The sequence below is a fragment of the Ruegeria sp. HKCCD9138 genome (assembly GCF_057220975.1).
Genome location: NZ_JBWVAZ010000002.1, coordinates 491462 through 511653, shown reverse-complemented (window position 1 = coordinate 511653; position 20192 = coordinate 491462). Strand labels below are relative to the sequence as shown.

Annotated in this window: 18 protein-coding genes; 3 read left to right on the top strand and 15 right to left on the bottom strand. The window is 51.7% G+C overall.

The genetic code is table 11. The features are described 5' to 3' along the window. Positions 1 to 67: 67 nt before the first annotated feature. From AC2TEL_RS05730 to AC2TEL_RS05675, 12 genes are all read right to left on the bottom strand, one after another. Positions 68 to 838, bottom strand: coding sequence for a hypothetical protein (locus AC2TEL_RS05730; protein ID WP_480862012.1), 771 nt, complete (start codon positions 836 to 838; stop codon positions 68 to 70). A 25-nt stretch (positions 839 to 863) separates the two neighbouring features. Beyond that, on the bottom strand, positions 864 to 1478 hold the full coding sequence (locus AC2TEL_RS05725) for a DUF2026 family protein (RefSeq protein ID WP_480902468.1): 615 nt from the start codon (positions 1476 to 1478) through the stop codon (positions 864 to 866). Between the two features lie 124 nt (positions 1479 to 1602). Beyond that, positions 1603 to 2919 carry a hypothetical protein gene (locus AC2TEL_RS05720; protein WP_480862010.1) on the bottom strand — a complete coding sequence of 439 codons (1317 nt, stop codon included), beginning with the start codon at positions 2917 to 2919 and terminating at the stop codon, positions 1603 to 1605. Further along, entirely contained in the window at positions 2906 to 3958 is a 1053-nt protein-coding gene (locus AC2TEL_RS05715; RefSeq protein ID WP_480862009.1) for a hypothetical protein, read from the bottom strand. Before AC2TEL_RS05715 ends, AC2TEL_RS05720 begins: the two co-directional genes overlap by 14 nt. 211 nt (positions 3959 to 4169) lie before the next feature. Continuing rightward, a complete protein-coding gene (locus AC2TEL_RS05710; RefSeq protein ID WP_480862008.1) occupies positions 4170 to 5729 on the bottom strand; it encodes an argonaute/piwi family protein in 1560 nt (519 codons plus the stop codon). Further along, positions 5726 to 7105 (bottom strand): toll/interleukin-1 receptor domain-containing protein, encoded by a 1380-nt coding sequence (locus AC2TEL_RS05705; RefSeq protein ID WP_480902467.1) that lies wholly within the window; start codon positions 7103 to 7105, stop codon positions 5726 to 5728. The genes AC2TEL_RS05710 and AC2TEL_RS05705 overlap by 4 nt, the downstream gene beginning before the upstream one ends. 503 nt (positions 7106 to 7608) lie before the next feature. After that, a complete protein-coding gene (cuyB, locus tag AC2TEL_RS05700; protein WP_480862006.1) occupies positions 7609 to 9048 on the bottom strand; it encodes a cysteate racemase in 1440 nt (479 codons plus the stop codon). After that, positions 9045 to 10415: an aspartate ammonia-lyase gene (locus AC2TEL_RS05695; RefSeq protein WP_480862005.1), complete on the bottom strand. Its 1371-nt coding sequence runs from the start codon at positions 10413 to 10415 to the stop codon at positions 9045 to 9047. The genes cuyB and AC2TEL_RS05695 overlap by 4 nt, the downstream gene beginning before the upstream one ends. A 9-nt stretch (positions 10416 to 10424) precedes the next feature. Beyond that, the gene (locus AC2TEL_RS05690) at positions 10425 to 11183 is read right to left on the bottom strand and encodes an amino acid ABC transporter ATP-binding protein (RefSeq protein ID WP_480862004.1); all 759 of its coding nucleotides are present in this window, start codon (positions 11181 to 11183) and stop codon (positions 10425 to 10427) included. 11 nt (positions 11184 to 11194) lie between these two features. Then, positions 11195 to 12055, bottom strand: coding sequence for an amino acid ABC transporter permease (locus AC2TEL_RS05685; RefSeq protein WP_480862003.1), 861 nt, complete (start codon positions 12053 to 12055; stop codon positions 11195 to 11197). A gap of 10 nt (positions 12056 to 12065) precedes the next feature. Next, positions 12066 to 12821: an amino acid ABC transporter permease gene (locus AC2TEL_RS05680; RefSeq protein ID WP_480862002.1), complete on the bottom strand. Its 756-nt coding sequence runs from the start codon at positions 12819 to 12821 to the stop codon at positions 12066 to 12068. A gap of 61 nt (positions 12822 to 12882) precedes the next feature. Beyond that, positions 12883 to 13716 carry a transporter substrate-binding domain-containing protein gene (locus AC2TEL_RS05675; RefSeq protein ID WP_480862001.1) on the bottom strand — a complete coding sequence of 278 codons (834 nt, stop codon included), beginning with the start codon at positions 13714 to 13716 and terminating at the stop codon, positions 12883 to 12885. Between the two features lie 189 nt (positions 13717 to 13905). Between AC2TEL_RS05675 and AC2TEL_RS05670 the strand changes: the two genes are divergently transcribed. After that, on the top strand, positions 13906 to 14802 hold the full coding sequence (locus tag AC2TEL_RS05670; RefSeq protein ID WP_480862000.1) for a LysR family transcriptional regulator: 897 nt from the start codon (positions 13906 to 13908) through the stop codon (positions 14800 to 14802). A 788-nt stretch (positions 14803 to 15590) separates the two neighbouring features. Then, a complete protein-coding gene (locus tag AC2TEL_RS05665) occupies positions 15591 to 16085 on the top strand; it encodes a GNAT family N-acetyltransferase (RefSeq protein WP_480861999.1) in 495 nt (164 codons plus the stop codon). A gap of 98 nt (positions 16086 to 16183) precedes the next feature. Here AC2TEL_RS05665 and AC2TEL_RS05660 read toward each other — a convergent pair whose 3' ends face one another. From AC2TEL_RS05660 to AC2TEL_RS05650, 3 genes are all read right to left on the bottom strand, one after another. Continuing rightward, positions 16184 to 17659, bottom strand: a complete 1476-nt coding sequence (locus tag AC2TEL_RS05660; protein WP_480861998.1) for a gamma-aminobutyraldehyde dehydrogenase — start codon at positions 17657 to 17659, stop codon at positions 16184 to 16186. 29 nt (positions 17660 to 17688) lie between these two features. Beyond that, the gene (locus AC2TEL_RS05655; RefSeq protein WP_480842152.1) at positions 17689 to 18129 is read right to left on the bottom strand and encodes a nuclear transport factor 2 family protein; all 441 of its coding nucleotides are present in this window, start codon (positions 18127 to 18129) and stop codon (positions 17689 to 17691) included. A 97-nt stretch (positions 18130 to 18226) separates the two neighbouring features. Beyond that, a complete protein-coding gene (locus AC2TEL_RS05650) occupies positions 18227 to 19120 on the bottom strand; it encodes an alpha/beta hydrolase (protein WP_480902466.1) in 894 nt (297 codons plus the stop codon). Between the two features lie 420 nt (positions 19121 to 19540). On the opposite strand from AC2TEL_RS05650, the gene AC2TEL_RS05645 reads away from it, so the two are divergent. Beyond that, positions 19541 to 20164 carry a TetR/AcrR family transcriptional regulator gene (locus AC2TEL_RS05645; RefSeq protein ID WP_480861996.1) on the top strand — a complete coding sequence of 208 codons (624 nt, stop codon included), beginning with the start codon at positions 19541 to 19543 and terminating at the stop codon, positions 20162 to 20164. Positions 20165 to 20192 lie beyond the last annotated feature (28 nt).

Sequence of the window (20192 nt, the reverse complement as noted above, 5' to 3'; positions counted from 1 at the left end):
AAGGTAATCCAAGTCTGTGGCGATAACCAGAATTGAAGGCAGAGCCAATGTCCACCGCTTATCGCCCCTAAGAACTGCGCTTGTAAGATTTCCTGCGCTCGACAAAGGCAACATCTCCTTCATTTCGCACGTTGACCAAGGCTGACGGAATCCAGATACGTTTGCCGTTTGCAAGAACCCGTTCATGGGCTCGGCGTAAATGCGGGATGGGGCTCGCATGAGTTCCACCTTTGTTGGATGCATTCGTGGCGGATCCGAGGGCTGTGAAATACTCGTGGGCATCCACATCATAGTGCCCAGGTATGACGTTCTTTCCTTTGCGTGCACGCTTCGCATTCGCAATGGTAGGTGCTCGCTTTAGGTCAATGCTGCATCCCCGAGTGTTGAGCATTGCAATTGCGGGCGGATACAGCGAACCAGCAGCACGATCCTCGCTATCTCCATCTCCATTTGGAACCGTCACGGTTGTGCCATTCGCAGTGTGGTGAAAAACAAACTGGTTTGTAAGACGCAGACCCTTCGGTGTGACCAGATAATCTTTGACCACAGCCGAGTCACTGGCTTGCGGAAAGACCAACCCTACAACCGGAATTGGTGTTTTGTTACCGTCTTGTTTAAAGGTCGAAATCTCATAAACGAAAGCCCAAGGATGTAGTTCAAATGGTTGGCCAACATGGTCCCTTAGACCTTCAATCACTTCGGTAACGCGACTATGTAGGTGATCTTCATTTTCGAAAACACCAAAGGCAAATATCCTCCCTTCCTCGATGATCCCTCGGGGAACCATACCGCAATCAGATAGGTCAGAAATCTTCTCAAGTACGCGTTGTAGTTTCATGCTTGCGCTACAACCTTACAATGCCTCACCAGTTCGACCTAAGTGAAACTGCTTTGAGTTTGATCGGGCGCATTTTTCCGTTTTGATCCACGGTAGCTGCAGACATTTGTATTTTTCTTGGCGTCTTCTTAAACCACTGAGAACACAGCTTTGCCAAATCTTGAATGCCAAGATGTTCGACGATTGGCATCAATACTTCTTCTGACAGTTCCGGACTATGCTTGAGAAAAAAATCACCCGCATGGGTCATATCGTTCGGGTGTTCCGCCATGTCTCCCACTCGCTTTTGGAACATCCTTGGACGGACCGTGAATTCTGTTTTCTTAAGTGCTCCGAACCTCGGGGCCATGAAATCAAGGAACCACCCGTCAGCCTCGACCCAGCAATGAAATCCTTCGTTTGTGCTCGTGACGCCCAAAGGGGTTTCCTCGCCAAAACAAAGAACCTGATGGTCATCGCCTAAGTGATAGGTAGCCAAGCCACAACGAACCTTCGCGTCTATTCTGAAGTGATCAACCAAAATGTTTGCGCCAAAAAGGCTGTAGTGAATGCAGGCATGCGCAGGATTGCCCTCTTCGCTTTCGACTACCGCCGAAATGATCTGAAAAATTCTTTCATAGTCTTTTAATTTGATGAGCATTAGCTGTCTCTGAGTTGCCCAAATTCTTCCGGCTAATCACAAGCATTAGGAACCTAACGACTTCTGGCAAATTAACCCACGGATATCTCTACGGTGCGGTTAGGCATTCCAACTGGCACATTATTCACTGTCTCAGGAGTGACGTGGCATTTGTTGTGATAACAGATGCCTTTGCCGTATCGCCGGTTACCGAAGCGGCCAACAACGCACCCAGCGGTTTGCTGCTCGTAACTGGCGCTTCGATTTCAGAAGCTCCAAGTGTACTAATCCAGCGCTTGGCGCAATCCGGGTTAGTGAGCTTCGAAAGGATAACCGAGTCTTGAGGCAATTGTTGCGTCAAATAATAGGCCCATCTATCGGAAGTCATGGTTTCGAGAATCTGGTCGGCATATTGCTGGGCGTCCCAAGAGACCCCATACCGGTTACCCAACTTAACGACCAGAACGGCAGTCATAACACTGGCAAAGGCTGGCCCGGGGATCGAAGAACCCATCGCGGCCAACTCCCTCATGGGTTTGGGTTCGTTGTAAAAGTTATTCATACCTTGATGAGCTGTAAGAACCGCATGCGCGGCCTTAGTGAAGCTGTTTGAGCGGAGGCTTTCGGGGACATAGTCAAACCCACTTGTTGCGACCAGAACACTATGAAGTGTCTTTATCGCAGCACTCTTGCCGTCGTTAAAAAGCTCCGAATAGGCTTGCCCCACTTGCCACTTTTCGGGACCTTTTAGTTCAGGCCAAACTAGTGGCACTATAGATGCGGTGTTTCTACTGCCGTTTTCGAGAGCTGCGCCCTTCGCAGATTTTAGAATATTCAAAAGAATACTGACGCAAGTTTTTTTGAAAAAGTAGGGTGATGATAGCAACTGAAGTACTTCAGGAGCGTCACTGCTTAGAGTTGTTGAGCTAAGTTTTTCTCGGAAATCGATGAAGCTTTGGGCAGCCTCCACTTTTTCGAGGCCCAAGACCGATTGCACACAAACTTTAATGCAACCGAGGGCCTCTTCCTGCAACATGTCAGCGCCATCATCGTTTGCATCGAACGAACGGGCAAAGTGACTAACAACGTCGGCAGAAACAAGAAGCCGCATTCGCTGTGTCTTGTTTATGGCTCCAAGTTCAAATGCGAGATCAATAGCTTCGAAATCCGAGACAGCTTGAGACGGATCAGAGTCAGCATCGATATCGGGCCTTTGCAGAAGCTCGCCGATGAAGTCCATTCCCATTGAGGCCAAGTTCATTTTCAACAAGGCCATTGATTTCGTCCAGACGTAGCTGCTGGCCATCTCGTAATTCTCAAGTTCGAAGTTGGAGATGATCTGCTTTTGCTCTTTTGGACGAAGGTTTATTGCCTTCCCAATAATCACGCTGGGCTCGAGCACCTTGTCCAACGAAACGAGGTTTTCAACCGGTTGCCATGGGACAACATTAGACTGGCTCATTGGAAACCTCCTTGTACTCTGTCGTGCCGTCTTGAGATCTAAAAAGCGCTGACTTTAGTTCATTAGATTGTAGCGAGGTCACGCCAGCAAATGCCCGCCTCCGCGCACCTCCGACTACTTGCTGTGCTTCCCCATTCTCCGCCGCTTCATAGAACACCCTGTACGAATTTATTTTGCCTTCAGGGGAAAATGTGATCATTCCATCGCAAGACAGAAATCCCTTTAATAGGTCTTCAGCCCGTTGAAGCTCGAGAAGCGATTCTGCATCATTGGATTTGCAGAAAGCCTCAAAAAGGCTGTACAAATCAATTTTTTCGTCCAGTGAAATACAGTCCTCAATACAGACCGATTTTTCATGAACATCATCTGAAGCGCACAATAAGATCGTTCCGTGACACTCCGTTAACTCTCTTATCAGCAACCTAGTTAGGTACTTCTTGAATCCATCTGTATCAGCATCGATCTCAGAAATTACGTCATCAATGAATTTGGAGATTTCTGCATCCGAGTCGTCGTCTTCCCGCACAGTCGACATTAATATGGAGACCGAATTACCTTTAGAGCCCAGCACCTTAAGGGTCGTCGGGGATGATTTCTTGATTAAAGCTGCAAACTGAGTTTCATCTAGAGTGAGGGCTTCCTCAATCCCTATTGCCGTTGGAGAGCGTAAAAAGGAGAAAACACCGTAGTCGAGTTTTTCACCTTGGCCGCAGCGCTCAACGAAGATTAGACTGCTTTCTCCTGTTAACGGCGCACAGTCCTTTAGAATCCTCTTCGCGGCTTCTTCACTAGAAGCGCAGTCGCCAATCACTAAACGCGAAAAGCCTGGAAGCTTTTGGGAAAACGCAACAATATCGTCAGCAAATATGATCGAAGGGCTGAGCTCGACACCTTCTTCTTTGTAATTCCAGAGCTTTCCAATAATTCCGGATATAACTTTATTTGAATAAGCGCAGTCCTTACCTTCGCGCTCTAGGAATTCAGCCAGTTCGCCGCGCGTGGAAACGCGCAAACTGACGGTCTTCTGCTCCACTGCCAAAATCGACCTCCATGTCGCTATGAGGGGATAGTATGTGCTACTTTTTCCCAATCCTAGATGCTGAGCATCAAAAATATGACTTCTTTACAATTACTTATATCTTAATTCCAGAACGGAAGCCAACTTTGATCAATCTCCCATCTTGTGGTCGATTCGGGCAGGCTCGGTTTATCCTTCACAGATTCGAACTCATTCCGAAACCCTTGGTTGCTCAGATATAGAACTTGAAGGGCTGCCTCTCGGCGTCTTGAGCGCTTCCCATCACTAAGACATCACCGACCTTATCTGCGAAACGGATCGTGACGGGTAGACCATCGTTGTAGTTTGCGGCGTTGTAGTTGATCTTAGTCAGATTCATGATGTCTTGAAGAACTGTTTCAATTCTTGGTGGATCATCCGTCGACCTCAATACCGTTACCGAAATCGGATTGGGTGTCTCTGGTCCCATATATGTATCGATGCGCGGAACGTATCCCGAAGTCCAAAGGAAGGCGTCGCTTTCCCCTAGGACTATCGCAGTCCCTCGAATGCAAGGATAGTCGCCTTCCCGAAAGAGCTTTACCTCTCCATGTGTCGGTCGAATTCGAACAGTGACAATGTTTGTCCCATCAGGTGCCGCCTCGGAGAACGCTTCCCACTCCTCCGCGCTAAATTTGGTCTTCCCGTGAATGAACAGCTCTCTTGGGTTTGAGCCGAACTTGTCTCGATAGGTTGCAAGAACTGAGTTGATCAGACCTTTTGCTGCGTCCTGTGAAAGATGAAACTCCTTATTTTCGGTCATCCAAGGTCCATTTGCCCCACGAAACACCACGCCATCCCCTTCACTTAGGAACATCTGAGCAGCACAACATGCGTGATTGTCCCGATGGTTCGGCAACAGCTTGAAAACCAGCCCAATGTAGCAGACTCCCTCCCTCATACCTGCGATTTTCCAAGGAGGCGAAGCTTGACTCTTGTAATAAATTGCCGTCGCCAAGTTCCACGAAATCGTTGCAGCGTCTTGGACGCCGCGGATGGGGTTACCGGCACGATTGAGGAATTTGCTAGGTGTCAACGTCGTTTCTCGTACTAGCTGGCAAACCTCTCCGATAGTTAGGAGTTTTGCTTTGATTTGACGATGGAAGTCGGGAATATCATCAAAGATATCCTCACCCGTCATTGTGGGATCTCCGGCAAATAATGGCAGATCCTCGCGTTTCTTTTGACGTTTGCTGAACTCACCAGGCACCAAACTTACCGATGCTCGACGTTTTATTGCCTCGGGCCTACATCGTTCGTGTACAATCTCCGGAAGCACCAAGAGCCAGACATCGACGGTTTCCTCCTCCTCGCGCTGGTGCCGAACAATAATGTCAACAAACAAATCTGCGGTCTTCGCAACGGCTTCATGACCGTTTTCAATTGAAGATGCTTCGTCAATTTCATCAAGTGTAAGCGTGTACTCGGTCAGCGCATCAACATCGACTTTGATACTGAGCGCTTCAGCAAGACCAGGAAAATCGGACAAGTGAAGCCGAACGTCCTTATCACGTTCTGTTCGCGCTGGAACGGCCACGCCCCTCAGCAATCGGGATAACCAATCTTTAAAGTCGGAGATGCCGTTAGAGGTACCGATAACCCCAAGCTTCACCTCCTTTCGCGACAGCTTCCCCTCAGGGCCGTAGAGGAATAGACCATCTTTGGGGTGATCTAAGACCTGCCCCAAGCCGAATTCCAACTCCGGTTCATCGATATGAATAACTTGAAGTGATGTTTCAGGAAAATCGATCACGCGTCATCCTCCGCAAAAAAGCCGTCGACCGTCGAAAGATCATTCTCTTCGCCATCCTCACCAAGCTTGTTTCTTTGACGCGCCGAAACTGGAGAGGTGGCTTGGATTGGCATTGCATCAAGCACAATAAACTGCCCTACACCAACCGGGAGGGACACATATGGGCTTTCTCCGGCCAACAACTCCATGAAGGCCATCATTCGTCCATGCCAAGCTTTGTTTCGCCATGTACTACAAATTGAACGGCGAAGGCGATGCTGAACCTTGGCGTCCTCAATCGACGCAACCTTCTCCTTCCCGTTCGCTTCCGAAAACAACACCCGTGCTTTTAGACGGAAATGCGGGAATGGGAAGAAACTTGGCTGGGCACTAACGCCGTACTCCCATACCTTTTTGCGCGCGATGTTTCGCAACATTGAATTTCGGCGATTTCCTTGCCGCCCCCAAGAAATGCGCTGTGAGATTCGAGCTCTTTCATCGCCAACAATGAAAGCAACACCATTTGCAAAACCAGCTTCTGTGAATCGCTGTCTCCGAAGGTGGAGTTCCCAAGCTTGACGGAATAAGTTCATAAGAGTCTTCTTCGCTTCGTTAGGTTCGACTCCTTGTTCAGGCCAACCCTCATCACGAAAATCCGAAAAACCCACTGATCCAACTATGTCAAACGATCCTATGCCCGGGAAGGACTGTTCAAAATCAAACGGACCCGCAAAGGTCAGATAGCCTTCTCCAAATGGAACAACGGGAAAATCGGAGTTGTTACAAATACCCTCCTTAGTTTTCTTTCCGATGCTGCCGACGGGAGCGACAAAGTTAACACTGTCAGGGGCGCTCAGTACCCGTAGCCAGTTCGATGTGAGGTTTTCAGGGCGAGCTTGGAGAGACACACTCTTCCTGCGCTGATACTTAGCCCAGTTCTGCTTTACATTAGGAGTACGGAGCTTGGGGATGTCTTCCTCTTCAAGAAAGGCGAGAAGTTGCGTAAGCCCCTCCGCCCAACTTCGTTCGAAGTCTATGTATTGAAGCCCGCCAATTCCAAATAGCTTTTTGTAGCGTTCCATTTTCAACGGAATGATGAAATTGGGGTCGGATAAATTCTTTGACAAGTCTTTGGCGATCTCAATTTCCTCAATGACGCCTTCTCGGTTAAGGGTTGCGTCGCTACAGCACAGCACCATTTTCGCGGCTTCGTCTTGAAGCGTTTTGGTAATCTTTAGTCGCCACCCATCACCCGGTCTGAGTTTTAGGATATCAGCAAAGACTTCATAACCCTCCGCTTCCAATCGAGGTGCAAGCCAAAGTGCAAACGCATCGTCGCCGGGCGTCGCTTTCGAGATAAAGACTATTTTTCGGTTTGCGTTTTGCTCGTTGCTCATAGTTTTAAGGTAGTGGTTGTCGGCCACAATTTATAGGGGTGTCAAAGCCCTTACCCACAACAAAAGGTGGGGCCACGAGGCATACTGATCGCTGCACGTCTCCGGTCAACCCGATTATCCATAGTGCAACAGAGGGCGAGTTTCCATCTTCGCTGCGGCCGTTGGTTCTTAGTAGGGGACCTATTTGGGCGCTAGTAGGGGATTAGTAAGGTGCGTGCGTCAAACAATCGGAAACACTCTGCGGCTACGTCCAAAGCTTAGCTCTGAATTAGTCAAGCAATCGTAGGGAGTTATGCGACCGACGACGACGCGGTCCGGCTCCATGCAACCAATCGACGTCAAAACTCGTAAGGTCTGGGGCGACTTTGTCCAACTTCGTCCAATTTACCTGATGCTGCAGTTTGGACAATGTCCGGTTGTTTCGGACAAGAACTCGATACTCCTCAAGAGTAATTGGTTGTCTTAGTTGCGAGTTTTGTTGCGTCGCTTCATGGGACCAGCCATCATTTTTCATACATTGCTGAATTTGCGACCTCTACACAGACCCGAGCTAGGATCTCAGTCGGATCGAACAACCTCAGCGAAGATTCCGACAAACGCTCAATCAGCGGAAGCTCCGTACAGCCAAGGATTGCGGCTTCGGCTCCCTGTTTGCGAACTGCTTCGATGACATGCGCGAGTTGATGGCTACAACGCCCTGACGTAAAACCCGCCTTGACGCCGGACTCTCCGTAGATTGCGTCCATCAGTGTATCCTGTGCAAATTCATAGGGAACGATAGGAGTGAGTCCCTGCTCCTGTAGAGCATTTTGATATAAACCGCTTTCGACTGTCCCGTTAGTTGCCAATACCGCCACGTTTTGAACCTTCGGCTCCAGCGACGCAATGTACCGCGCGGTGGCTGTGAGAATGTTCACAATTGGCACATCCAGATGCCGTTGTATCCGGTCGACAAACGCGTGTGCGGTGTTGCAGGGGATTGCGATGATCTGGGCACCTGAAAGTTGCAGCTTTTTGCAAGTACTGTATAGCGCCACAGTTGGATCAGGGCCGTTATTGATCAGGTTCTCGGTTCGGTCGGGAATTTGCGGGTTTTGCTCGACGATCAACTTGATATGGTCCTGATCGCGTTCGGCAGTAGTTGCATTAACAACTTTTCCAAGGAAGTCGACCGTAGCCGCAGGCCCAACCCCGCCGACGACTCCGATCTTGTAGGTCGGCGGTCGACGTCCCGATGTGCGGTCCAATGCGAAACGCGCATAAACGTCGTTTACATCCATGACCCTAATGTTTTGCGTGTCGCCACAAGCGTTTAGCAGAACCGGTAGCTCCGTCAGGCCAGGGATAACCACGTCGCAACCCTGCTCGAACAGCGAATTGAGCGCGCATCGAATCCGCTCGGCTATCACGCGAAGCTTGCCTCCGGCCTTAAACCCTTCGGCACCGTAAATGGCTTCAAGCATCTCTCTTTCGCACACTTCGGAGGGATAAACGGCCTCTTGCTTTGTGCCGAGCAACTTCTCGAAAAAGCCGCTACGACGAACAAATGGAGTTGTCAGAACGCCGATGCGTCGAGCCCCGACGTGATGCATCCTTAGCTCCTCCGCGATTGCATCCCCGATCGAGATCAGTTCAATGGGTAATTCGGCGGCCAGTTCATCAAGAAAGGTGTGTGTGATGAAGCATGGAAGCAATGCCGCATCACACGCGCTCTGATCCATCCGCGCCAGAGTATCGAAAACGTAGAACTTCCGATGCACAGGTGTGTAGTCATGGCTTGATACAGGAACAGGTTCCGTGAGTGGTTTTTGTTCAAACAGTATCTCGCGATGATCGCTTTCCGATTTGACAGGCGTGGCGGCGACCAGTTTGTTCAAGATGTCAGCGCCGCCACGCGCGCCCAACCCTCCAACGATACCAAGCTTGAGCCGACCGTTCTTCATGAATAAGAACCGATCTGCGAGACGTCCAGGCCCTGTTTCTCGCAAGCTTCGCGCAGGGTGATCCCTTCCGCCAGTGCTAGCTTCGAGACTTTTGAAGCGACATCATATCCAACCAATGGGGCCATGGCGGTGGCGAGGATGAGACTTCCGTCAAGCAACTCTGCGCACCGCCTTTTATCGGCCTTGATCCCGCAAACGCAACGCGTATTCAACACCTTCATCCCACCAGTCAGCGTCGTCATCGTTTCCATGATTTTGTAGAAGATCACCGGTTCCATTGCGTTGAGCTGAAGTTGCCCTGCCTCGGCGGCCATAGTCACTACCAGATCATTACCGATTGCCTGGAAACATATTTGGTTGACCACCTCTGGAATGACGGGGTTAACCTTGCCCGGCATGATGGACGAACCAGCCTGAGCGGCGGGCAGAATGATTTCACCTATGCCCGCGCGAGGGCCGGAGCTGAGAAGGCGAAGATCGTTGCAGATTTTGGAGAGCTTGATGGCCACCCGTTTCAGTGCACCCGAAAACATGACGAAAGCCCCGAGGTCGGAAGAGGCCTCGATCAAATCGCTGGCGGGCGTCAGGGCCACTCCCGTAATCTCCGATAGCTTTGTTACGACAAGAGGGCCATAGCCATCTGGCGTGTTTATGCGTGTCCCGATAGCTGTGCCGCCGAGATTGACCTCGGTTAGCAGCTGGCCCAGATCCGCGATGCGCTCGATATCCTCGGCAAGTGTATTGGCGAAACTGTAGAATTCTTGACCCAGGGTCATAGGCACTGCGTCTTGGAGCTGTGTGCGGCCAACCTTTTTTATGTCCACAAACTGATCGCCTTTGATCTGGAAGGCCTGGACCAGTTCGCTCAAAGCTTGGATCAGGTCCTGTGCTTTTGCCAATGTCGCCAGTCGAATTGCTGTTGGATAGACGTCATTTGTGGATTGAGAACGGTTGACGTCATCATTGGGGTGGAGGCGACTGTAATCGCCGAAATTTCCGCCCGCCTCGGCAATCGCCAGATTAGCGATGACCTCGTTGGCGTTCATGTTGGTGGATGTTCCGGCTCCCCCTTGCATGACATCGACGCAAAACGATGCGTGGTGCTCTCCAACGATGATCTGATCGCAGATAGAGGCGATCATTGTGGCCTTCTTCCCGTCCAGAGAACCCAATTCGGCGTTCGTCTGGGCGCAGGCCTTTTTGACCTGCGCCAGAGCCACGACGATTTCCGGATAGTGGCTGATCGGAATGCCTGTGATCGGGAAGTTTTCAACCGCTCTTTGTGTTTGTGATCCCCATGCCGCTCCTTTCGGAATGGCGCAGGCACCGATGCTATCGTGCTCGGTTCGGCAAGGCGAAGTGCTCATTTTTGCGACTCACAAGATCTGGCTGAGGAACAGTCTGGTGCGATCATCCTGTGCGTTGTCAAAGAACGTGTCTGGTGGACCATGTTCCACGATCACACCCCGGTCGGTGAAATAGATGTGGTCGGCCACTTCGCGGGCAAATCCCATTTCGTGGGTCACCAGAATGCAGGTCATGCCTTCCGCAGCCAGTTCCTTGATCGTCAGCAGAACTTCTTTGACCGTTTCGGGGTCGAGCGCCGCTGTCACCTCGTCAAACAGCATAACATCAGGTTGCATAGCCAGCGAACGAGCGATGGCCACACGCTGTTGTTGCCCACCTGAAAGCTCACCGGGATAGGAGTGTTCCTTACCTTCAAGACGTACTTTCTTGAGCAGTTCCCGCGCCCGTTTTTCGACCTCGACCTTATTTTGCTTCATCACCAGAACCGGAGCCATCATGATATTCTGTAGCGCGGTCTTGTGCGGGAAAAGGTTGTATTGCTGAAAGACCATCCCGATCTTCTTTCGCAGTTCCAGTTTGTCGAGCTTCGGGTCATGGACCTCCTGCCCTTCGACCGTAATCGAGCCTTCCTGAATGTCGTTGAGGGCATTGATGCAGCGTATCAGCGTCGACTTTCCCGAACCAGACGGGCCGATAATGCAGATCACCTCGCCCTTCATAATGTCCATGTCGACACCCTTGAGCACTTCCAATGCGCCGAAGGACTTACGTACACCCTTGATCGAAACTATTGGCTCCGAGGGGGTCCAGTTGGTTGATGTATTCATTGGTCGGCTCCTCAGAGTTTGACGGCGAATTTGCGTTCAAGTTTCAGGGTCAGGCGAGCGATCGGATAGCAGTAGGCAAAGAAGAGCAGCAGAACGAATCCGTAGAAGGGCATCAGGAGTTCCGGGCGGTTCTCTTCGGCGACAATGGCCTGACGGGTTAAGTTCACCACCTCTTCCACACCCAGGATTGAAACAAGCGGGGTGGCCATGGTCAGGATCGCATACCAGTTCATCCAGGGCGGGATCATCCGCTTGAAGCACTGCGGGAGGATGATGCGCCACAAGGTCTGCTTACGGGTAAAGGCTAGCGCCTCGGCAGCTTCCCATTGCGTGTTCGGCACGGACCGGATCGCGCCACGCACGATCTCGGAAATATTCGCCATAATGGGCAACGATAGACCCACCACGGCTTTCATCCACGCAGGCACGAAATAGGGTTGCCCAAAGATCGTGACTTCAAAGGGAAAGGCCAGCATTACGATGAACAGCAGCACCAGCCAGGGTGAATTGCGGAACAGTTGCGTCAGGAACCAGGAAAACACCCGAACCGGTCGTGATAGGGTTACCTGACCCAGGCCCAGAAGCACCCCGACAAATGTTCCAATTGCAAGGCACAGGAACGAGATCAGGATATTGAATAAGAATCCGTTCGTGATCAGGAAGGGCGCCCATCGCCAGAGAGCATTGAAGGGACGCACCGCATCTCCGGACTGCGCCAATGCCAGCGTTGGCCATAAGGCGCAGAAGATAAAGAGACCGAATGGGAGCCATGCCGGACAGGCAGCTAGCCACCGCGTCGCCGTCATCGGTTCATATAGAAGGCCAGCCGAGTTCATCGGTTTGAGTACAGCCATGGTTTTGGAAGGTGTCATTGGAAGCTCCTCAGTTGCCATAGCCGGGGATAGCAAGGCGGCGCTCCCAGCGGTTCATGCAAAGAACCATGATGCCGACGAGTCCGACATAGACGATAAAGAGCAGCAGCATGGCGGGGTACTGGGCAGACGGATAGTCATTCCAGATCGTCACCGCCTGATACAAAAGCTCAGGCACAGCGATGGCGAAGGCTTGAGTGGTGGTCTTGATGAGATTGACGAGATTGTTGTTGAGCGCGGGCAGGCTGACCCGGAAAGCCAGAGGCAGGATCACATAGATGTAGGTCTGAAGCCGCGTCATACCCAGAGCCTCGCTCGCCTCGATGGTCGATTCCGGAACAGCCTCGATACCGGATCGGAAGATTTCGACATTGAAGGCCCCCGCAAAGAACGAAAGCGAGATAATCGCCCACCCGACATTGGAGATGATCGGCACCTCCAGCCAGCCATCCGGCGAATAAGTGGGCGTCAGTTGGCCAAGCGCGAAGTAGAAGAACAACAGCTGGACAAAGGGCGGAGTGTTGCGGAAAAGCTGGATATACCCCTGCACAAGCGCCCTAAGAGGCTTAAGCTTGGATCCCTGTAGCCACGCGCCGACCACGCCGATGATGACGCTGAAGAAGAGGCACGCCACTGACAGTAGCAAGGTGTATTGAATCCCCGTCCATATCTTTCCGGCCTGTACTGGCTGGTAGAAAAAAACGAAGTTCCAGCGCGGATATTCATTTGCGAGCTGGCGGAAAAATTCCGTGAAAGCATCTAGCATGGGTGATCCTGAGATTGGTGCCCGCGCCGGGAAGAAAACGGCGCGGGGCTTGGGGGCGGGCTTAGTCAGCCAGCCAGTCGGCGAAACGTTCATTCTGTTGAGCAAGATAGTCGGTGGCCTGAATGCCCCACTTCTCTTCCAGTTCGATCAATTCGCCAGATTGGTGCCAGTTAAACTGCATACCTGACATGAAGCGGCCAAAGACACAGTTCCTCTCGGCGACTGGTACGGCCAGCGCCCAGGGGTTGTTGTCCTCGGACACCAATGGCATCTCGAAATCGTCATACTGGCCGGATGCCAGATCAGCAGCGATCGAGCTGTCGTCATAAACCCAGGCAATGCATTTCTTGTCACGCAGCGCCTGCAGCGCCTCGGCGTTGCTGCCAAATGCAGTTACCTGCGCACCATAACGCTCTTCAACGATCTGGTTGTAAAACGCGCCTTGCTTGCCACAGACGGGACGGCCCTCAAGGTCGGACCATTCGTCAACTCCTAATGCCTTGGGAGTCATCACATTGGTACCTGACGAATAATAGTTGGGCCCGACAACACCGACGATTTCGCGACGGTCTTTTCGATCTGACATGGTGGCAATCATCAGATCAATCCGGCCACCTTCAAGAAACTGCATGCGGTTGGAGGATTCCACTGCAACAAGCTCAAGTTCGACCCCAAGCGTGTCGGCCACTTGTTGCGCCATATCGGCTTCCATCCCGACGATATTGCCATCCTGATCGCGAAATCCCCAAGGCCGCGTATCGGCCTTGACGCCAACAACTATGGTGCCGCGTTCGTTGATTTTGTCCCAAGTTTCGTTGGTACACTGTTCGGCAACTGCGGCGCTGCTGGACATTAGCATTGCTGTGACAGTTGTGCCGCCGATAATCTTTTTCATTTTTTCCTCCGTGTTTTGCAGAGCGTGATGCGCTGCTTTCTTGCACGGCTCTTGTGCCGTGATGCATTCGGAGGTTTCCCGATGTTGCCAGTGCAATGCCACAACAACAAACGCAATCGCATTGCAAATTTTGCAACATGCATTTGGCAATTGATGGGCTACAGTTCACGCAACGAACAGGTGAGCACTATGGAAATCGATTGGTTGGAAGACTTTTTGGCGCTCTCTTCGGCGGGCGTCTTTGCGAAAGCCGCTGATGCAAGAAACATCAGCCAATCCGCCTTTACACGGCGCATTAAGAATTTGGAGTACTGGGTGGGCACGCCCCTTTTTGATCGCAGCGTGCACCCGGTCACACTGACACAGGCAGGTGAATCATTCCGCCCGGTCGCCCATGAATTGATCAACACGCTCAACACCGCCCGAGCCGAGGCCAAGGGGCTGGCGCGAAGAGAAGATGAAGTGCTCGAGTTCGTGGCGCTTCATACGCTTGCCATTTCCTATTTTCCTAAATGGATCAGTCAGATTTCCGCATCCATCGGGCCAGTCAAGTCGCGGGTCGTGGCCGAGAATTTTTCCGGCTGTGTAGAGGCCATTCTTTCTGGCTCAAGCGATTTCATGCTCTGCTATCACCACCACACCGTGCCGATGATTGCAGATGACGCGCGATACCCATCGATCAAAATTGCCGAAGATCGCATGATCGCGGTCAGCGCGGCCGACGCGGACGGCGACGCCCGTTTCACGCTGGATGGGAACAAAAACTTTCCTCTGCTCTACTACACCCGTGACAGTTTCTTAGGAAAAATGAGCAATCTGATCATCGATCGGGCGGGACTGCGATCGCGATGTGAATTCCTATACGAAAATTCGGTCGGAGAAGCCCTGAAAGCCGCATGCCTAGAGGGAATGGGCATAGCATGGTTGCCCATGGCCGCGGTCGAAAAGGAACTGGTCGAAGATCGTCTCATCCGGGTCAGCGACAATGAGACAGAGAATCCAATTTCCATCCACCTCTACCGGTCGATGGAACGAAGTCGCAAAGATGTCGAACGTTTCTGGTCCTATGCTTCAAGCTTAAGCTGATCATGTCTATGTTCGCCTAAAAGACACTTTTAGTGTTACCAACCAACAGAGTCGCAACCACCTGAAATAGACATCTCTCGAAAGCGGGCATTCAACCGTTTGTCCGGAATGGAAGCTTTGTCCGCATATCAGTCATCGCGCTGACTTCGTATGAAATTCTGCGTTTCCATCTCAAAGTGCGGGATGCACCGATTCTTCATAGAGATTGCGAAGTTATTCCCCAACTCCACCAAGGTGGGCATTCCTGTCAGCTATCCTCTTCCAGAACCGTCGATGGGATGGGGAAAATTAGTAGGGCCTTACTAATAACGCTAGTAGGGCATTAGTAGGGCGTGTTCGTCAAACGTTCTGAAACGCTGTGCGATAACGTCCAAAGGCGTTGCTGGAATTAGTCAAGCAATTGTATGGCCTTATGAGGTTACCTGTGGTGCTGTCTGGCTCCGTGCAACAACCCGACGTCAAAATTCGTAAGGTCCGGGACGACATTGTCCAACTTCGTCCAAGGGCATCCAACCTGTTAGGTTCCGAGATAGCGCTTGGATTCCTTCAGAACAGGAAGGCGCGGAACATCACGTTTCTTAGAGCCCGTTGGTGGGGTGGGGTCAAGACAGCGATGGTCGGAGCCGTAGTCGTTTCAAATTTCCAAGCTAACGCAATTCCCTTTCAGCAGGAAACGACACTGAGACCGGCGCTATTGAGCTAGACCTTCGTAGGGTGTTCGAATTCGTATTGGTCAGAAGACATGTTCCGCGAAATTGGCGGGTAACAGAACAATGCGGAAAGGCAAAATGCAAGAATTACGAACTGAGCGGCTTTTGTTAAGGCAATGGAGAGCAGAAGATATTGCACCCTATGCGCGCTATTTCAATGATCAGCATAGAGCACAGTATTTTGGCGGGAAGCGCAACGCTGACGACGCTTGGCGGCATATGGCCATGATGGTTGGACATTGGAGACTCAACGGCTTTGGATATTGGGCCGTCGAAGAACGCGGGACTGGAGCTTTTGTCGGATGTGTTGGACTTTGGAAATCTCTGGATTGGCCAGAACTGGAATTGGGCTACTGGATCGACGACCGGCAGCAACGGAAAGGCTTTGCCGAAGAAGCGGCAACTGAGTCTATAGGGTTTGCTCGTAACTCCCTCAAATCACCATCTCTGGTAAGCTACATCGCCTCTGACAACATTCCTTCGCAAAATTTGGCCACGAAGCTCGGCGCTAAATATGAGAGAACAATAGAATTGGTAGAGCAAGGACCACATATGGTTTACCGACATTTCTAAGCGGCTTGCCAGTCAATTCGCCCTCGGATGCCGCCATTGGGGCAGACAACAGTCTGGGACTCCGTCGAACAGCGCCGCGACGCTGTGAATAGTCACTGCTAGTGCGCAATCATTATGTGCCTTACTGCAGTGTAGTCTTCGAGTGCATACATAGACATGTCTTTGCCATAGCCGGACTGCTTCAGTCCTCCATGAGGCATTTCATTAACCAACATGAAGTGCGTATTGACCCAAGTGCAACCATAGCGCAGCTGCGAAGCAGCGCTCATTGCTTTCCCGACGTCGTTTGTCCAAACCGACGAAGCGAGGCCGTATCGGCTGTCATTTGCCCAGCTGATAACATCGTCGTCGTTTGTGAACCGCGTTACGGATACAACCGGTCCAAAAACTTCGCTTTGCACGATCTCGTCTTGCTGCATCGCCCCAGCGATCACGGTGGGTTGGTAGTAGAACCCGTTCCCCTCATGCATCGCACCGCCCGCAGTGATTTCCATGTGTTTGTGCTCAGCCGCACGTTGGACAAAGCCGGCAACGCGATCTCGCTGACGCTGACTGATCAGCGGTGGGATTTCATTAAGCGTATCGTCGGCATTGTTGAATACGATCGAAGATGCCGCCGAGGACAATTCGGCGACGAGCCGTTCATAGATTTGTGAACCCGCATAAATCCGGCAAGCAGCGGTACAGTCCTGACCGGCATTATAGTAACCAAACGATTTCAGGCTCTCGACAACGCGGTCCAGATCGGCATCGTCATAGACAATAACTGGCGCCTTGCCACCCAATTCGAGATGCGTGCGCTTGACTGTGCCGGCTGCCGCCTTGAGAACTTTTTTGCCAGTTGCGATGTCCCCTGTGATGGAAACCATATCTACATCTGGGTGGTTGATCAGCGTGTTACCGGCGCTAGCGCCCTGACCGACGATCACGTTTAATACCCCATTAGGAATGATGTCGGAAATGATCTTGGCCAGCTTGAGTGCGGTGACCGGTGTCTGCTCCGACGGTTTCATTACCACCGTATTGCCGCCGGCGAGAGCCGGGGCCAATTTCCAAGCCATCATCATTAAGGGATAGTTCCAAGGTGCGATCGAAGCCACGACACCGATCGGGTCTCGCCGAATAAACGATGTGTGACCATCCAAGTACTCGCCGCCGATAGGGCCATGCATGTTGCGGACCGCTCCGGCGAAATAGCGGAAACAGTCAGCAACTGCGGGCACTTCTTCGTTGCGGGTCTCGTTGATCGGTTTGCCGCAGTTCAGCGACTCAAGCTCCGCAAGTTCTTCAAGGTTTGCTTCAACCGCATCGGCGATTGCCAACAGGAGAGCAGAGCGTTCGGCCGGAGAAGTGCGCGACCAGCTAGAGAACGACGCCTTTGCTGCGGACACAGCCCGATTGATTTGCTCTGAGTTCGCTTCAGGCATCTCCAGAAGCACTTCGCCGGTTCGTGGATTTAGGACCCGTTCGGCGGCTTCGCTACCGCCCTCGAAGGTACCATCGATTAGCATTTTGCTTTCCATATTGTTCTCCATTTTTTGAAGAATGGTGACCGGACAGGGTGTGGCGATCATGTGACCTTGTGGCGAAGACAGACCATTGTTTAGTTCTCAACATCCCGGGTCTCACCGATAACCGAAACGATCCACCAACGGCCATCTTTCTTAACAAGATGAAAACTATCGAAACATCTTACGGGTTTTTGGTCACCGAACGTCATATCGAACAGAACTTTACAAAGCGCAAAATCGCCTTGAATAAACCATTCCTCAGATACAATTGTTTCGGAATATCCGTCCTCTTTCATGCCTGGTCGCATCTGAATAATGGTGTATTCGTCTAGGTTCATCACTGTCACACACTCGTCCTCCGGGAAGACCCGCAGACTAAGCACCGCCTGCTCCTGAAACAGTGATTTAAACTCCTCCCAATTGGGCTGCGAACCTGGGGGAAACCCAATCAAGCGATAGCATTCCTCGACGACTGCTTCGGGCGTTAATGTGATTGACGCGTCGAGCCGTGCCGGTGGCCAAACGTTTTCCATATCAGTCAGAACTCTCGTTTCTTGTTGGAAGCAACAGCATTGGTCCCGGCGATCGGAGAGCCGGACGAGTGTAAGGCCAAAGCGGTCATACTGCTCATTATCGACCTCGAACTTCTACGACATCAATATCGAGAGTGGCGAGTAGAGCGGGAACATCGTCTTCCAGCATGTTCTTCGCTTTGGCGTTTTTTCGTAGGATGGCATCCATGTGCGCAACGCATAGGCCGCGCCAGCAGAGCTTGGCTTTTTCGCCATCTGTTAGTTCGCTTGCCGGGAGCATACCCCTCGCGATTCCGGCCCAGTCGACGCCGCCAACTATCTCAACTTCGGCAAGGCTTGCCGTGAACTCACGAAGCCACTCGTGGCCACTTGTGACGTCGTCAACAAAGTGATTGTGGTCGGCGCGTTCGAGCACGAACATTCGTTTCTTGCCCGGTGCACGACGTAACAGTTCGATTTGGCCGTATAGCGGAAGCCAGGAATCCCGATCCGCTACCATGAACATTGTAGCCACACCGTCGTGCCAATCAAAATCGAGCGCTTCTGCGGCATAGTTTTTGTCACGAGGATAGATCGGCGCACTGCCGCCAGAAGGGCACATAGGCGCGCTAGCCACAATTTTGGGGTGCAGTGTAGGTGCCATCAGGGATGTCCATCCACCAAAGCTGGCGCCGGTGATGCCTAAGCCATCTTGGGCAACATCTAATCTCTCAACTATGTTTTGAACCAAGAAGGGGACATCGCCCTTGCGGTCCGCGATCAGCGTTGGCTGAAACTCGGTGCGGCTGAAGCGACGTCCGTTTTGTCTGGCTTCTTCAACAATTTGGTTGATGTCGACAAATGTGCTGCCGGTGTGATCTGCAGAAACAACAATGAACCCATGGCTAGCGAGATGAGTAGCTATGAACGTGGCCTCTCTACGATGTCCAGCATAACCGTGGACCAGTAGGACCGCACTGTGCGGTCCAGCTAATGGATCGGCATCACGCACTGCTTGTTGGTGTACTTGAGAGCCAGGCTCTGCGCTGAGACCAGGCGCGAAAAAGGTGTCTTGAGTGCCCGGGTCCATATCCTGGCCAAGGAAATCTCTGTTCGCCGGATACCAGATTTCAACGTCAAGTGATCGACCACGTTCTTGGTCGGGCCATGCCTGACTCGTTACTCCGACGGGATGGGGGCCACGCTCGAATGGGTCATAAGTCATTATACTAGCCTCGCGTAATGAAGTGGACTTGGCCGACAGTTTAACTTGCACCCAGAAGCGGGGTGACGGTCCAGTTGGTATCGGAAGATGGTCAAATAAAAAATAAAAGTCAACTAACAAAAATTAGTTAACATTGGATTTCCCGCTGCTTTGGCATTAAATTGGTGACTGAAGGTTGGAATTAAAGAACAGAAAGAGTGGGATGACATGAAAAGTTTGAGGGAGCGGCAAAAGGAACGCCGGCGGGATGCCATCCTGCAAGCGGCTCAAAAAAAGTTCCTTGAAAAGGGATTCAACAACTCATCGATTGACGAGATTGCTGCGGAGGCGGAAGTCGCAGTTCCAACGCTCTATAGGTACTTTAAATCGAAGAGTGAGCTCCTGCTGGGGTTGCAAGGGCTCGACTTGGATCGAATTTCTGCTCTTGGTCAGCGGGTGTTGGCCAATCCCCCTGATGATCCGGTCGAAGCCATTTATTCTCTAATAGTCGAGCAAAATACCGATCTTTTCGAAAGCACTCCGGGATCCAGTGAACTTGCACTTTGGCGAGTGGTCGCTTCAGAGGCGATTCGTAACCCTGAGTCTCTTGGGCGCGCATACTTGGTGGGTGACGGTGTGCTCACTCGCCAGCTTGAGATCCTATTGAGCTTGCTCCAACAGCGCGGTCAAATTTGCGAAGGGGAGGATCTCCGCAAGCTTGCGGAACTCATCGACATAATTTCCCGCGGCTATTTCCGGATTCGAATGATGGGCGCTGAGATCAGCAACGACGTCATAAGGGCATCCATTAGGCAGCATATCAAGACGATTTACAGTGGCATTTCGAGCTAGCCTCCAACTAGAGCTTGACAAGGAAGGG

What these genes read in the sequence shown, in the direction of transcription:
- AC2TEL_RS05690 (WP_480862004.1), bottom strand. Translation starts at nt 11,183, where the DNA reads ATGAATACATCAACCAACTGGACCCCCTCGGAGCCAATAGTTTCGATC.
- AC2TEL_RS05680 (WP_480862002.1), bottom strand. Translation starts at nt 12,821, where the DNA reads ATGCTAGATGCTTTCACGGAATTTTTCCGCCAGCTCGCAAATGAATAT.
- cuyB (WP_480862006.1), bottom strand. Translation starts at nt 9,048, where the DNA reads ATGAAGAACGGTCGGCTCAAGCTTGGTATCGTTGGAGGGTTGGGCGCG.
- AC2TEL_RS05695 (WP_480862005.1), bottom strand. Translation starts at nt 10,415, where the DNA reads ATGAGCACTTCGCCTTGCCGAACCGAGCACGATAGCATCGGTGCCTGC.
- AC2TEL_RS05705 (WP_480902467.1), bottom strand. Translation starts at nt 7,105, where the DNA reads ATGAGCAACGAGCAAAACGCAAACCGAAAAATAGTCTTTATCTCGAAA.
- AC2TEL_RS05720 (WP_480862010.1), bottom strand. Translation starts at nt 2,919, where the DNA reads ATGAGCCAGTCTAATGTTGTCCCATGGCAACCGGTTGAAAACCTCGTT.
- AC2TEL_RS05660 (WP_480861998.1), bottom strand. Translation starts at nt 17,659, where the DNA reads ATGATCGCCACACCCTGTCCGGTCACCATTCTTCAAAAAATGGAGAAC.
- AC2TEL_RS05675 (WP_480862001.1), bottom strand. Translation starts at nt 13,716, where the DNA reads ATGAAAAAGATTATCGGCGGCACAACTGTCACAGCAATGCTAATGTCC.
- AC2TEL_RS05670 (WP_480862000.1), top strand. Translation starts at nt 13,906, where the DNA reads ATGGAAATCGATTGGTTGGAAGACTTTTTGGCGCTCTCTTCGGCGGGC.
- AC2TEL_RS05730 (WP_480862012.1), bottom strand. Translation starts at nt 838, where the DNA reads ATGAAACTACAACGCGTACTTGAGAAGATTTCTGACCTATCTGATTGC.
- AC2TEL_RS05645 (WP_480861996.1), top strand. Translation starts at nt 19,541, where the DNA reads ATGAAAAGTTTGAGGGAGCGGCAAAAGGAACGCCGGCGGGATGCCATC.
- AC2TEL_RS05655 (WP_480842152.1), bottom strand. Translation starts at nt 18,129, where the DNA reads ATGGAAAACGTTTGGCCACCGGCACGGCTCGACGCGTCAATCACATTA.
- AC2TEL_RS05725 (WP_480902468.1), bottom strand. Translation starts at nt 1,478, where the DNA reads ATGCTCATCAAATTAAAAGACTATGAAAGAATTTTTCAGATCATTTCG.
- AC2TEL_RS05665 (WP_480861999.1), top strand. Translation starts at nt 15,591, where the DNA reads ATGCAAGAATTACGAACTGAGCGGCTTTTGTTAAGGCAATGGAGAGCA.
- AC2TEL_RS05685 (WP_480862003.1), bottom strand. Translation starts at nt 12,055, where the DNA reads ATGACACCTTCCAAAACCATGGCTGTACTCAAACCGATGAACTCGGCT.